Here is a 13,237-nt window from a genome sequence, read left to right on the forward strand (position 1 = left end):
CCCGCACGTGCCCCTGCCCGGTTCGAGGTATTGGCGACCGTTGCAGCGGTCGTTAATACCTCGAACCGCGGGGTGGGGGGCGGGCGTGGGGGCGGGCGTGGGGCGCGCGGTGGACTCAGCCGACGAAGCGATACCCCATGCCGCGGACCGTCTCGATCCGCTGCGCTCCGACCTTGCGCCGCAACGTGCGCACGAAGACGTCGACGACATTGCTCGACGGGTCGAAATCCAGACCCCAGACCTGGCCGAGCAATTGCTCGCGACTGAGCACGTGCCCCTCATGACGCATGAATGTTTCGAGCAGCGAGAATTCGCGCGCGGTCAGGTCGGTCGATGCGCCGTCCGGGCCGGTGACCTTGCGGGAGCGCAGATCGAGCACGAGATCCCCCACCTCGAGCCGGGCGACATCGCCGCCGACGTGGGTGCCGGTCTCCTTGAGCCGCAGGCGAATTCGCGCGAGCAATTCGGCGAATTGGAACGGCTTGGTCATGTAATCGTTCGCGCCGCCCTCGAGCCCGCTGACGGTGTCATTGACGGAGTCTCGTGCGGTCAGGATGATCACCGGCACGCTCGAGCCCTGGGCTCGCAACCGGCGCAGCACCTCGAACCCATCCAGCGAGGGCAGACCGAGGTCCAGCACGAGCAGGTCGAACGCGTCGCTGTTGGCCAGCAACAACGCGGTCGTGCCGTCGCCGGTGGTCGTCGTCTGGTACCCCGCGGCGCGCAGCCCCTTCTCGACGAACGACGCGATGCGCTGCTCGTCCTCGGCGATGAGAATGTGGCTCACGGCACCTCCGCGGATTCGACGGTTTCGGTCAGGTCGGGCAGGGGCAGGATCAGGCCGAACTCCGAACCCACCCCTGGTTGGCTGGTCAACGTCGTGCGGCCCCCGTGGCCCTCGGCGATCGTTGCGACGATGGCCAGGCCCAACCCGGCTCCGGCCCGGGTCCCGGCGGGCGAACGCTGCGCCGACCCGCGAGCGAAGCGTTGGAAGATCCGGTCCTGCTCGCTGGGGCGCACGCCCGGGCCGGTGTCTTGGACCGTGAACCACACCGCCGGACCACCGTCGTCCTCGCGCACGAGGCGCGAGGCCAGCGTGATCTGCGCTCCGTCATGCGTGTGTTGCACCGCGTTCTGCGCGAGTTGGATCACGGCCTGGGTGACCCGCTCGGCATCGACCGACGCGACGCCCTCGGCGACATGCCCCAGGACCCACTGCCGATCGCCGAGCGCCGCCACCTTCGCGTCGATGTCGATCGTCAGGTCCGCGAGGTTCGTGGGCTCGGGGCGGATGTAGTCGGGCCGCTCGGCCTTCGCCAACAACAGCATGTCGGCGACGATCCGGCCCATCCGGTCGAGTTCGGTCGTGACCAGGGCCAGGGTCTGCTCGCGCTCCTGCGGGTCGTCGCCCATGAGTTCAAGATGCCCGCGCACGATGGTGATCGGGGTGCGGAGTTCGTGGCCGGCGTCGTCGACGAATCGCTGCTGGGTCAGGAACGCGGCCTCCAACCGGTCGAGCAGACCGTTGAAGGTGCGTGCCACCGCCGCGATGTCATCGTTGCCGTGGACCGGCAGACGGCGGGTCAGGTCCTTCTCGGAGATCTCGGCCGCCGTGGTGCGCATCGTGCGCAGCGGCCGCAGGATCTGACCGGCCGCGAGCCAGCTCGCCAGCGTTGTCAGCGCGAGGGTGCCCACGCCGATCCAGCTGATGCGGCGCACGGTGGCCTGGGCGCGCTCGACCTGGGGGCCGGTGTGGATCGCCACGAGCAGGCGCCCGCCGGCATCGCCGGTGCTGTCGACGGCGACCGTGCCCCACCGCACCTCCCCGGTTGCGGTCGGGTGCACACCGGAGCGTCGATCGCTCGCCACCGCGGCCATGAGCGCCGGATCGTCGAGCGGATCGTAGTCGGCGATCGAGGCTCCGATGGCGCCGGTGGTCACCAGGGTGTCGGGGCGTGTCGCCGTGTTGCCCGGGGTGTTGCCAGTGGTGTTGCCAGGGGTGCTGCCCGGCCCGATGAGACCCGCCACCCACTCGCCCTCGCCCGGTTGCTGGCGGCTGAGGAAGACCTCGAACGTGCGCCGGGTCGAGGCGAACGGCTGCGCCGTGGCGGGGTCACGGCCCTCCTTGACGAACTGCCCGAACTCGGCGATTTCCTGGGCGATGTCCTGGTTGGCCTTGGTGGCGATGTCGGCCTGCAGCGCCCGGTCGACGCCAATGATGAGCACGAGCAGGCCGAGCGCCGTGGTCGCGATCATCCACATGATGATGCGCGTGCGCGCCGTCAGGACCGGGCGCTGCCGGTCGTGATCACCCGGATCCGCCGGCTCAGTCATCCCACTCGTCGTCGTCATCGTCCCCGCCGTCATCGTCATCGACCCCGCCGTCATCCTGCCAGCCGTTGTCATCGTCGTCGTCATCCGAGTCGTCGAGCTCGCGGGGGACGACGGTGCGCTGTGGCGGCTGGGTCCGGGAGGGAGCGCTCGTCGTCGATGTCGGGTTCTCGGTGTTCGACGAGGAGGGCGCGGCGGTGGAATCCACGGTCACCCGAACCGGTTCATGGCCCACCTGGGGATCGCCGGGACCGGCCTGGGCGAGTCGGCCGATCCCGAACACCACGGCAATCGCGACGACGAGGGCCGCAGCCGCGTAGGTGAGACGTTGAGGAGTGGGCATGACGCCATCCTGTCGGGCCCACGTGAGCGGCTCGTGAGCCGATCATGAAGACAGTTTCATCCGCTCACCGCACCCGTTCTTGGCAGAATGGAACGTTGAATCCCAGGACCACGGCTGACAGGGAGGTCGCCGATGCCGACGTGGTGGGCCGAGAACGCGTGGTTGCCATCGGGGGTGGCGCACGACGTGCGCATCACGGCGAAGCAGGGGGTCATCACCGAGGTCGCCGCGCGCACGCGGCCGGCCACGGGTGACGTCATCCTCATGGGCCTGACCCTGCCCGGAGCAGCGAACGCCCACAGTCACGCCTACTACCGCGCGCTGCGGGGGCGCACCCAGGCGGGCAATTTCTGGACCTGGCAGGAGGCGCGCCAAGCGGTCATGCGGCGTCTGAACCCCGACACGTACCTCGCGCTGGCCCGCGCCACGTTCGCCGAGATGGCGCTCGCGGGGTACACGCTCGTCGGGGAGCACCACTACATCCACCACGACCCCGATGGCCGGCCGTACGACGATCCGAACATCATGGGCCGCGCGCTGATCCAGGCCGCGGAGGACGTGGGGATCCGGCTGACGTTGCTCGACTCGATCTACACGATCGAGGGCTACGACGGCAGTGGGCCCAGGCCGTTGCCCGCGGCCCACGCCCGCTTCAGTGACGGCGATCCGGTGAAGTGGTTCGAACGAATCTCCGCCCTCAAGCCGCGTGCGACGACACGCATCGGAGCGGCGATCCACTCGGTGCTCTCGGTGCCGCCGGAGTGGTTGGCCGGGATCGCGGAGATGACGACCGAAACCAGCGTGTTGCAGACCCATCTCGCGCAGCACCTGGGGGAGGCGGCGGCGACGCTGTCCATGCGCGGGCGGACGCCGGCGCAACTCCTCGATGACGCCGGGTTGCTCGACGAGCGCATGTTGTTGGTGCATGCGATCCACCTCGACGACGCCGACATTGCGCTCATCGGTCGGTCCGGGGCGTCGGTGTGCCTGTGCCCGACGTCGGAGCGTGATCTCGGGGATGGGATTGCGCGGGCGCGGGACCTGGCGGACGCCGGGGCGTCGCTGTGTCTGGGGACCGATCAGCACGCCATCATCGATCCATTTGCGGAGCTTCGTGGGCTTGAGGTCAATGAGCGACTGCGGACGAATGAGCGACTGCAGTTCTCGCTCGACGAGCTCGTGGCGGCGAGTTCGGCGCACGGCTACACCGCGCTGGGGTGGGCCGGTGGCGGGCGGATCGCCGTGGGCGCGCCGGCTGATCTGGCGACGATCACGTTGGAATCGGTGCGCACGATGGGGTCGAAGCCGGCGCACGCCCCGATGATCGCGATGGGGTACGACGTGACGCACACGGTGGTGGCGGGGCGGCCGGTGATCGTCGAGGGGCGGCATCCGTTGGGGCGGGTGGAGGACCTGCTGGCCGAAGCGTTCGCGATGTTGCGGGGGTGAGTGGGGTCTGGTACTTGCACGGAGTGCAGGGTTTCTGGAACGTGAGGTCCGTTCGTCGCATTTCACGAAGTCGCCCACTGTTGTTAACCTAAAGTTCGCTTTTAAATAGGACGTATGTTCTTATAGACTTGGGGCATGTCCACGACAGCGATGCACCCAGGTACGACGCGCCCGGCTCCGGCCGGGGTCGCGCCGATGGTTGGTGTGCCCGCTGACCGACACTGGCTCGCGGTTGCCGGAGAGGCGATCGGTCAGGTGGTCGTGCCCGAGCAGTTCGGGTCGGAGGCGGAGGCGCAGCGGTATATCGCGGACCTGGATCGGATCCAGGCGCAGATCGCGGGGAAGCGCCTCTCTGCGGTCGCGGCGGCGGGGCGGTCTGGGGTGGCCGAGGGCCGGGGCCGGAATGGGACGCAGGCGTGGCTGGCCGGAGCGTCGCGGCAAGGGTCACGCGAGGCGGCGCGGGACGTGAAACTCGCGTCCGCGCTGGACGAGGGCCTCCCCGCGACCGGGGCCGCACTCAGTGACGGGGACGTCACCCCGGGGCATGTCGAGGTCATCGCCACAGCCATGACCGCCCTACCTGAAACGTTGACCCCGGGTGAGGTCGAGATCGTCGAGGAACACCTCGTCGAACGCGCGAAGGTCGTCGACCCGGGCACGCTGCGCAAGGAAGCCCGACGCGTCCTCGAACAAGCGAACGCGTCGGTGGCGGAGGTGGATGCGCACCATGACCGGGTCGTCCGGGATGAGGAAGCCGCGGCGCTGGAGAAGGTCAAACTCACGTACTTCGACAACCGTGACGGGACCATGAACATCCACGCCACCGTCACCACGTACGCGGGGCAGGTCCTCATCGGGCTGCTCCAACAGATGACCTCACCACGCACGCTGTCGAACCGTGACGCCCGCGAACGCCAGAGCACCGAGGTCGCCGAGGTGGCTGAGGGCGCCGAGGTGGGTGAGGGCGCGGAGGTGGCTGAGGTCAGCGAGGGTGAGTCCGCGGAGCCGGCCAACTGCTGCGAGGCCGCCGAGTCCGACGTCGCCGCCGGAGTCGAGCCGAAGTCGCCGCGGGACTGGGCCAGGGAGCGCGGTCTGGCGTTCACGCAGGTCCTCGAACACCTGCCCACCGACGAACTCACCGGCTCGAACGGGGCGACGCTGTTGGTGACGATGCGGGAGGAGGATCTGACCGCGGCGCTGGACAGCGTGGAGGATCCCGAGTGCGGTCAGGACCTGCTGACACCCGACCGCACCTCGCGGCCGGCGACGTGTGAGACCGGGCACGAGATCTCCGCGGGCGAGGCGAGGCGGGCGGCCTGCAACGCGGGGCTGGTCCCGGTCGTGCTGGGCGGCGAGTCACAACCCCTGGACATTGGGCGTGCGAAACGCCTGTTCACCGAACCACAACGACGCGCCCTCGCGACCGAGTACGACTCGTGTGCCGCCGAGGGGTGTGATCGGCCGTTCTCGTGGGCCGAACTCCACCACCTCACGCCCTGGGCACGAGGCGGACCCACCGACCTGACCAACGCGCTGCCGCTGTGCTGGCAGGACCATCGCCGGATCCACAACCCCGACTACGTCCACGAACGCATCCGAGAACCCGACGGCACGCTGACCATCCGCTTCCACCTGAGGCGACCATGACCACGCGTCGCACCGGGGGAGAAGTCTGTCTCGGGGGAGGCCTGTCTGCCGAGGGGGCTGCCCGCGGTCGCGGGTCAGGCCTTGGCGTGCTTGGCGCGGGCCTTCGCCACCGCGGGGGGCAGGTGTCCGGTGGAGCGCCGGTAGGCCTTGGCCATCTCGCGCTGGACGAACATGCGCGCCAACGCCGCGACCGTGCCGGTGACGAGGATGACGAAGATGGCGTCGACGAGGGGCGAGTCCGGGTCCTGCGGGTCGACGGTCAGGTCGCGGCCGGTGAACCCGAGCGCCTTTTCGGCGGCCTTGTTCGCCACGATCCCGGCCAGCACGGCGCCACCGGCACCGAGGATCTTCCACACGAGGTTGCCCATCGCGCTGCTCCTTGTTGTGTGAGGGGTGGTGTTGCTCTGAGGTCGTGCTGTTGTGAGGTCGTGCTGTTGTGAGGTCGTGCTGTTGTGAGAGGTGGTGGTTCTGCTCAAACCCTGCCACAGGTTCGCTCCGCTGAGATATGTACCATGGGCGCACACGACAGGGGAGCGCCTCGGCGCTGAGAGTGCGGTCCGCCGCAGACCCTCGAACCTGAACCGGTTAGCACCGGCGGAGGGAGTCGGGAAGTCATCTCATGTTCGCGACCGCGAATACACCCCTCCTATCCCAAGGAGGATCCACATGTCCAGCAGTCACACCCGCACCAGTCACACCGACACCCACACTCACACCCAAACTCACACTCACACCACGCCCCGGGCCCCGCGGGCGGGTCGGCCGCGCGGCAGGCGGGTCCTGGCCGGCCTCGTCGGCGCTGTCGGGGCGACCGCACTGCTGGCCGGCTGCGCGCTGGGCAGCAACGAGACCAACGCCCCGGGGGCCACGAACTCCACCGCGACCTCGAGCGGTCAGGCCGGCTGCGCGAACGGCGAGACCGTCACCGTGGTCGCGCACGACTCGTTCCAGTTCTCCAAGGAGCAGCGCGCCGCGTTCACGAAGGCCAGCGGCTGCAAACTCAAGATCACCCAGTCCGGCGACGCGGGCGCGCTGACCAACCGCCTCGTGCTAACCAAGAACAGCCCGCTCGGTGACGTCGTGTTCGGCATCGACAACGCATTCGCCGGTCGCGCCCTCAAGGAGGACGTCATCGCGCCGGCCACGATCGACGTGCCGCCGGCAGCCGCTGCCCACAACCTCGCCGACGGCGCCGACCGACTGTTCCCCATCGACTACGGCGACGTCTGCGTCAACATCGACGACACGTGGTTCGCGAAGAACTCGGTCCCCGTCCCGACGACACTCCAGGACCTGACCAAGCCGGCGTACAAGGACCTCTTCGTCACCCCCGGCGCGGCGACCTCCTCGCCCGGCCTGGCGTTCCTGCTGGCCACGATCGGCGACCGCGGCCAGGACGGCTGGCAGCAGTACTGGCGCGACCTCATGGCCAACGGCGCGAAGGTCACCTCCGGCTGGACCGACGCGTACACCGTCGACTTCACCGCCGGCGGCGGAAAGGGCACCCGACCGATCGTGCTGAGCTACGCCTCCTCGCCGCCGTTCACCATCCCCGAGGGCGCCACGAAGCCGACCACCTCGGCGCTGCTCGACACGTGCTTCCGCCAGGTCGAGTACGCCGGCGTGCTGACCGGGGCGAGCAACCCCGACGGCGCCCGTGCCTTCATCGACTACCTCCTCACCGACGATGTCCAGAAGGCGATCCCGGAGTCGATGTACATGTACCCCGTCACCGACGTCGCGCTGCCGAAGGCGTGGGCGAAGTGGGCCAAGGTGGCGCCGAAGCCGATCCCCGTCGACCCGCAGACCATCGAGGCCAACCGCGACACGTGGCTCAAGGAATGGAGCAACCTCACCTCGTGACCCCACCTCACCTCGTGACCCGCCGACTCGGTGCAGCGGCGCTCGCCCTGCTGCCGCTGGCGTTCTTGGCGGTGTTCTTCCTGCTGCCGGTGGCCGGGATGCTCGTCCGGGGGTTCGCCCCGGACGGGCACCTCGACCTGGCCGGGGCCTTCGAGGTGCTCACCCGCCGGCGCACCCTGCAGGTCATCGCCTTCACGGCCGGAGTCTCGTTGCTCGGCACGGTCCTCACCGTCGCCCTCGGCGTGCCGACGGCCTATGTCCTGTACCGCCTCGACGTGCCCGGCCGGCACTGGCTGCGGGCCCTGATCGTCATGCCGTTCGCCATGCCGACCGTCGTCGTCGGCGTGATGTTCCGCAGCCTGCTCGCGCCCGGTGGGCCGCTGGGGTTCCTCGGGCTGGACGGCACGTGGATGGCCGTCGTGTTGGCGCTGGTGTTCTTCAACCTCGCGGTCGTGGTGCGCACGGTGGGCACGTTCTGGGCCTCGCTCGACCCGCGCACGGAGGAGGCGGCGGCCGCGCTGGGCGCCTCACCGCGCCGGGTCTTCGTCACGGTGACTCTGCCCGCGCTGGCGCCGGCGATCCTGTCGGCCGGAGCGGTCGTGCTGCTGTTCTGCGCCACCGCGTTCGGCCTGGTGCTCACTCTCGGCGGACTGCGCTACAGCACCGTTGAGACCGAGATCTACCTGCTGACCACGAGCTTCCTCGACCTCCAGGGCGCGGCCGTGCTCGCCGCGGTGCAGTTCGTCGCGGTCATCGCCCTGCTGTGGGTCGGCGACGTATTGCGGCGCCGGGTCGAGGCGGCGCCGCGCTCGGCGCGTGGCGGCGCCCGGACGCTGAAGGTGCGGCGCCGCCACTGGGCGGTGCTCACCGCGACCGCCGCCGTGACACTCTTCGTCGCCGCGCCGATCGCCACGCTCATCGTGCGCTCGCTGCGCGTAGGCGGGCATTGGTCGTGGGCGAACTATCGTGCTCTGGGCCGCTTGGCCGACCTGACGGCGGTCGAGACCACGGGCTGGGCCGCGCTGAACATGTCCTGGCGGATCGCTGTCGATGCCACCCTCCTGGCCCTCGTCCTGGGCCTGTGCGTGGCCGTGCTCGTCACCGGCCACGCCCGCACCGCCACCGGGCGCGTCACCCGGGGGGTGTTCGACGCGGCGTTCATGCTGCCGCTGGGGGTCTCCGCGGTGACCGTCGGCTTCGGCTTCCTCATCACCCTGGACCGCCCGCCACTGGATCTGCGCTCCTCGCCGATCCTCATCCCGATCGCGCAGGCCCTCGTTGCGCTGCCGCTGGTCGTGCGTGTCCTTGTCCCGGCGCTGCGGGGCATCGACGACCGGCAACGGCAGGCCGCCGCGACGCTGGGCGCCTCGCCGTGGCGGGTCTGGCGCACCGTCGACCTGCCGGCACTGTGGCGCCCCCTGCTGGCCGCGACCGGCTTCGCCCTGGCCGTGTCTCTGGGTGAGTTCGGGGCCACGAGCTTCCTCGCCCGCCCCGATCAGCCGACCCTGCCGGTGGTGATCTACCAGCTCATCTCGCGCCCCGGCGCGGTCAATGCCGGAGCAGCGCTCGCGGCCTCGGTCGTCTTGGCCGTTACGACGTCGGTGGTCATGACTATCGTCGAACGTGTCCGGGTCGGGTCGTTGGGGACCTTCTGATGCGCGCGGGCAACTGATGAGTAGCGGCAGCCGATGAATGGGGGCAACGTGGGCAGAAACCGTTCTGCCGAAAACCACAACGGAGACATCGTGGTTGGCACGATGGACGGTGTGTCAGGGCAACGCGGTCTGGACGTGCGAGGCGCGAATGTGCGCTTCGGGAGCAAGCGTGCCGTGGCCGATGTCGACCTGACGCTGGCGCCCGGCGGGGTGCTCGCGGTGCTCGGTCCCTCCGGCTGCGGCAAGTCCACCCTGCTGCGCGCGATCGCGGGTCTGGAGGAACTCGACTCCGGCACGATCGCCTTCGACGGCGTCGATCTGGCCGGGGTCCCGACCCACAGGCGTGGCTTCGCGATGATGTTCCAGGAGGGTCAGCTGTTCGGGCACACCGACGTCGCCGGCAACGTCGCCTACGGCCTGTCCCGACCCCGGAGCGCCGCGGCCCAGGCCGAGGTCAGCCGGCTGCTCGAACTCGTCGGCCTGGCCGGGTACGAGCGGCGCCGCCCGGCGACCCTGTCCGGTGGAGAACAGCAGCGCGTCGCGCTGGCCCGTTCCCTCGCGGCCACCCCGCGTCTGCTGCTGCTCGACGAACCGCTCTCCGCGCTGGATCGGACCATGCGCGAACGTCTCGCGACCGACCTGCGCCGCCTCCTCGTCGAGACCGGCACCACCGCGCTCTTGGTGACGCACGACCACGACGAGGCCTTCACGGTCGCCGACCGGATGGCGGTGATGCGCGCCGGCCGGGTCGTGCAGGAGGGCCCGACCGTGCAGGTCTGGTCGCACCCGGCGGATGTCTGGGTGGCCCGCTTCCTCGGCGTGGAGAACGTGCTCCCCCGCGAGCGGGCCCAGGCATTGCTGCGGGGGGTCGATCACGGTGACCGCGTGCTGGATGGGATGGACAGGCTGGAGGGGACGCACCCGCGTGGGGGAATCCACGGGGCCAACCTGGGCGTCCGCCGCTCCTCGGTGAAGGTGACCCCCGACGGGCCGCTGCGCGGTCGCGCGCTGTCGCTGGTCATGGGCCGCGACGGGCTGCGCGTCGACGTCGACCTGCCCGGAACGGGGCGGGTGGCGGCGTTGGCCGACCCCACGGCGCGCGTGCGGGTCGGTCAGGAGGTCGGGTTGTGGGTCGACCCGTCCGGACTGATGCTGCTGCCGGATGTCCGCGACTTCACCGCCGCGTGAGAGTCTGACGCCATGACCGACGTGGCCCTGCAGCAGCGCATCATCGCCGAGATGGAGATCCCGACTCGCTTCGACGCCCACTGGGAGATCGAGCGCCGGATCGACTTCTTGGCCGACTACCTGACGCGCACCCGCACGAGCGGGTTCGTGCTCGGCATCAGCGGCGGCGTCGACTCGACCGCGGCCGGGCGACTGGCCCAGCTGGCGTGCGAACGTGTGCGGGCCGACGGCGGAACGGCGACGTTCGTCGCGATGCGCCTGCCCTACGGCGTGCAGGCCGACGAGGCCGACGCGCAGGCGGCGCTCGACTTCATCGCGGCCGACGAAGTGCTCACGGTCAACATCAAGGATGGCGTCGACGGGCTGTGGGACGCCACGATCGCCGGCGGGCTGAGCGTCGACACCGAGCGCGACGACTTCGTCAAGGGCAACGTCAAGGCTCGCATGCGGATGATCGCGCAGTACACCGTCGCCGGGGCCCGCAACCTGATCGTGCTCGGCACGGACCACGGCGCCGAGTCGGTCGTCGGCTTCTTCACCAAGTTCGGTGACGGTGGAGCGGACGTGCTGCCGTTGTTCGGGCTGAACAAGCGTCGGGTACGCGGGGTGTGCGCCGCCCTCGGTGCGCCCGAGGCGGTCTGGCAGAAGGTGCCGACGGCCGACCTCGAGGACGACAAGCCGCTGCGCCCCGACGAGGTTGCGCTCGGCGTGTCGTACGACGCGATCGACGACTACCTCGAGGGCAAGGACGTCTCCGAGCAGGACGAGGCGACGATCCTGGGCTGGTACGGGCGCACGGCGCACAAGCGGGCGTTGCCGGTGACGATCGGGTTGGCCCAGCCGCCGGCCTGAGTTGAACCAGCCGGCCTGAACTGAACCATCGGCGCGACCCTGCAACATCGCGACCCTGCAACATCGCGACCCTGAAACATCGCGACGCGGGTCAGCAGGCCCGGTTGGTGCGCTCCTGCAACGTGACGCGCCACATCGGCTTCGCCGCGGAGCCCAGATTGGTCACCGTCATCGCGAAGACCTGCTTCTTCGGTCCGCCCTGGTAGGGGACCTCGCGGCCGTCGCGGCCGAGCACGCGCAGACTCGTCCCGTCGGTGCACACGTCGAATCCCACGTACGGGTCGACGGTGGCCTCGCGCGGCTGGGGCGGGTCCAGCACGATCTGCGTCGGGGTCACCGACACCACCGTGACCTTGCCCTCGGCTCGCTCGCCATTGGCCTGCATCTGGGTGAACTCACGCCGCAACGCGTCCTGGTCACGGCCCTTGGACACCGTGCCGATTCTGGCGCGCTCCGCGGCGGAGTCGATGAGGTTCGGATCGCGCAGCACCCGGTAGACGGTCGGGAACCACGCCCGCACGACCTTCTCCGCCTGCGCGATGGCCCGGTCACGATCGGCCGCGGTGATGGTGCGCCCGGCCGAACGAGACTCCGATGGGGTGCTTGCGATCGTCGGGGTCGCGATCGGGTCAGCCGCCGACGGAGCGTCGTGGCCGGCGCCGGCGCAGGCGGTGACGGTGAGCGTGACGACGGCTCCCGCGGCCGCGCCGGCCCAGGCGCGTCGTCGCCCCGGGTGGCTCGCGCTCACCCGGTGACCACGACCATGGACTCGCCGAACGGGATGATCTTGGACGAGGAGACGACCATGTTCGAGCCGATCGGGGTGCCGTCCCACTCGTTGCCCCACACCGACCAGTGGTTGCGCACGACGAGGTGGTATTCGCCGGGTTCGGTGTAGACGTGGGAGCAGGCGTGCGGGCCCCGCGGGCCCCACGTGGAGCGGTCCGAGGGGTTGATCTTGGACGTGTCGAACTCCTCGCCGATGCGGCGGGTGCCGTCGGCGGCGATGTACGGGTTGCACGTCGCGCGGGGCGAGCCGTCACCCCAGTCGGCCGTCACCTTCGTGACCCGCGCGCGGATACGGCCGGTGACGGCGGCGCCGCTCTCGTCGATGATCGTGCTCTCCTTGCCCTGCGGGCCGTAGCGCGACTCCCACTCGACGGTGTTCTTCGACCACAGCCACACCGGCAGGCCGACGACGCCGGTGTGCCCGGACTCCCACGAGGGGGCCGTGGCTATGGCGGTGTTCTCGAGGTTGACCTCGAGAGAGCCCTGAGCCTGGTAGTTGGGGAAGTTCGGGGGGCCTGGCAGCCACACGAGTCGGTCCTTGCCGAAGCGGTCGACGCACGTCCAGATCTTGCCGTTGGTGCGCCCACCCCACACCGGGTCGGTCAGCGGTGGCTGCGGGGAGGCCTCGGCCATGTAGCACTCATGGTCGTTGACCCACAGCCCGTCGGCCCCGATGCAGTCCACGTCGACCTTGTCGCCGCCGTCCTTATAGTAGCAGATCGGGTCGGCCTTGCCGCCACCGCCGGGGCGGAGGACGGGCCGGTAGAAACGGCAGTTGCCGGACACCCCGGAGCTCTTGCAGCCGCCGGCGGCGTCGGCCGGCTCGAGAACGGGCGGAGCGGCGATCAGCCCGGCAGCCACGAGGACGGCGGCCAGCAGCATCATCAGGGGGGAGCGGAGGGCACGCATTGAGGTCCTCATCGTTGTCCGGTCGTGGTGGGCAGGGCTGACGTGGTGGTGGGCAGGGCTGACGTCGTGGTGGCCGCGATGAACTCGCGGGCCTCGTCCGACAGGGCGAGGTGAAGGTTCTGGGCCACGGTCTGCATGGCCAGGAGGGCATCGTCGCGCGCCACGGTGGCGCCGGCGGCGTGGTTGGCGCGCGCCCGCAGCAGCCACAGGT

At 70.1% G+C, this 13,237-nt stretch carries 13 protein-coding genes and 1 riboswitch; of the genes, 6 read left to right on the forward strand and 7 right to left on the reverse strand.

Translation table 11 applies throughout. The features are described 5' to 3' along the window. Positions 1–115: 115 nt before the first annotated feature. Genes KD1_RS12760 through KD1_RS12770 form a run of 3 tightly spaced genes read right to left on the reverse strand, consistent with a single transcriptional unit; the run spans position 116 to position 2,674 of the window. Positions 116–787, reverse strand: a complete 672-nt coding sequence (locus KD1_RS12760; RefSeq protein WP_068402485.1) for a response regulator transcription factor — start codon at positions 785–787, stop codon at positions 116–118. After that, entirely contained in the window at positions 784–2,334 is a 1,551-nt protein-coding gene (locus tag KD1_RS12765; protein ID WP_068402487.1) for a sensor histidine kinase, read from the reverse strand. The genes KD1_RS12760 and KD1_RS12765 overlap by 4 nt, the downstream gene beginning before the upstream one ends. Next, a complete protein-coding gene (locus KD1_RS12770) occupies positions 2,327–2,674 on the reverse strand; it encodes a hypothetical protein (RefSeq protein ID WP_068402489.1) in 348 nt (115 codons plus the stop codon). Before KD1_RS12770 ends, KD1_RS12765 begins: the two co-directional genes overlap by 8 nt. 132 nt (positions 2,675–2,806) lie before the next feature. Between KD1_RS12770 and KD1_RS12775 the strand changes: the two genes are divergently transcribed. Further along, a complete protein-coding gene (locus tag KD1_RS12775) occupies positions 2,807–4,123 on the forward strand; it encodes a formimidoylglutamate deiminase (RefSeq protein ID WP_068402491.1) in 1,317 nt (438 codons plus the stop codon). Between the two features lie 135 nt (positions 4,124–4,258). After that, positions 4,259–5,770: an HNH endonuclease signature motif containing protein gene (locus KD1_RS12780; protein WP_083542453.1), complete on the forward strand. Its 1,512-nt coding sequence runs from the start codon at positions 4,259–4,261 to the stop codon at positions 5,768–5,770. A gap of 74 nt (positions 5,771–5,844) precedes the next feature. Here the strand turns inward: KD1_RS12780 and KD1_RS12785 are convergent, their stop codons facing one another. After that, positions 5,845–6,138, reverse strand: a complete 294-nt coding sequence (locus KD1_RS12785; protein ID WP_068402495.1) for a DUF4235 domain-containing protein — start codon at positions 6,136–6,138, stop codon at positions 5,845–5,847. Positions 6,139–6,287: 149 nt separating this feature from the next. Next, positions 6,288–6,390: riboswitch (TPP riboswitch) on the forward strand. Positions 6,391–6,436: 46 nt separating this feature from the next. Between KD1_RS12785 and KD1_RS12790 the strand changes: the two genes are divergently transcribed. The 4 genes from KD1_RS12790 (at position 6,437) to nadE (ending at position 11,328) form a co-directional block, all read left to right on the forward strand. Beyond that, positions 6,437–7,633, forward strand: coding sequence for a thiamine ABC transporter substrate-binding protein (locus KD1_RS12790; protein ID WP_083542454.1), 1,197 nt, complete (start codon positions 6,437–6,439; stop codon positions 7,631–7,633). Further along, entirely contained in the window at positions 7,630–9,288 is a 1,659-nt protein-coding gene (locus KD1_RS12795; protein WP_245627404.1) for an ABC transporter permease, read from the forward strand. The genes KD1_RS12790 and KD1_RS12795 overlap by 4 nt, the downstream gene beginning before the upstream one ends. Before the next feature lie 102 nt (positions 9,289–9,390). Further along, complete coding sequence (locus tag KD1_RS12800) at positions 9,391–10,476, forward strand: ABC transporter ATP-binding protein (protein WP_068402506.1); 1,086 nt, start codon at positions 9,391–9,393, stop codon at positions 10,474–10,476. 12 nt (positions 10,477–10,488) lie between these two features. After that, on the forward strand, positions 10,489–11,328 hold the full coding sequence (gene nadE / locus KD1_RS12805; protein WP_068402498.1) for an NAD(+) synthase: 840 nt from the start codon (positions 10,489–10,491) through the stop codon (positions 11,326–11,328). A gap of 91 nt (positions 11,329–11,419) precedes the next feature. Here the strand turns inward: nadE and KD1_RS12810 are convergent, their stop codons facing one another. The 3 genes from KD1_RS12810 to KD1_RS16895 all read right to left on the reverse strand — a co-directional run. Then, positions 11,420–12,076: a hypothetical protein gene (locus KD1_RS12810; protein WP_068402500.1), complete on the reverse strand. Its 657-nt coding sequence runs from the start codon at positions 12,074–12,076 to the stop codon at positions 11,420–11,422. After that, complete coding sequence (locus tag KD1_RS12815) at positions 12,073–13,026, reverse strand: hypothetical protein (RefSeq protein WP_068402502.1); 954 nt, start codon at positions 13,024–13,026, stop codon at positions 12,073–12,075. The genes KD1_RS12810 and KD1_RS12815 overlap by 4 nt, the downstream gene beginning before the upstream one ends. 8 nt (positions 13,027–13,034) lie before the next feature. Further along, on the reverse strand, positions 13,035–13,237 hold a 203-nt coding region (locus KD1_RS16895; protein ID WP_169795396.1), incomplete at its 5' end, for a hypothetical protein.

It is taken from the genome of Kribbia dieselivorans NBRC 106261 (genome assembly GCF_001552435.1).
In the GTDB taxonomy this organism is placed as follows: domain Bacteria; phylum Actinomycetota; class Actinomycetes; order Actinomycetales; family Dermatophilaceae; genus Kribbia; species Kribbia dieselivorans.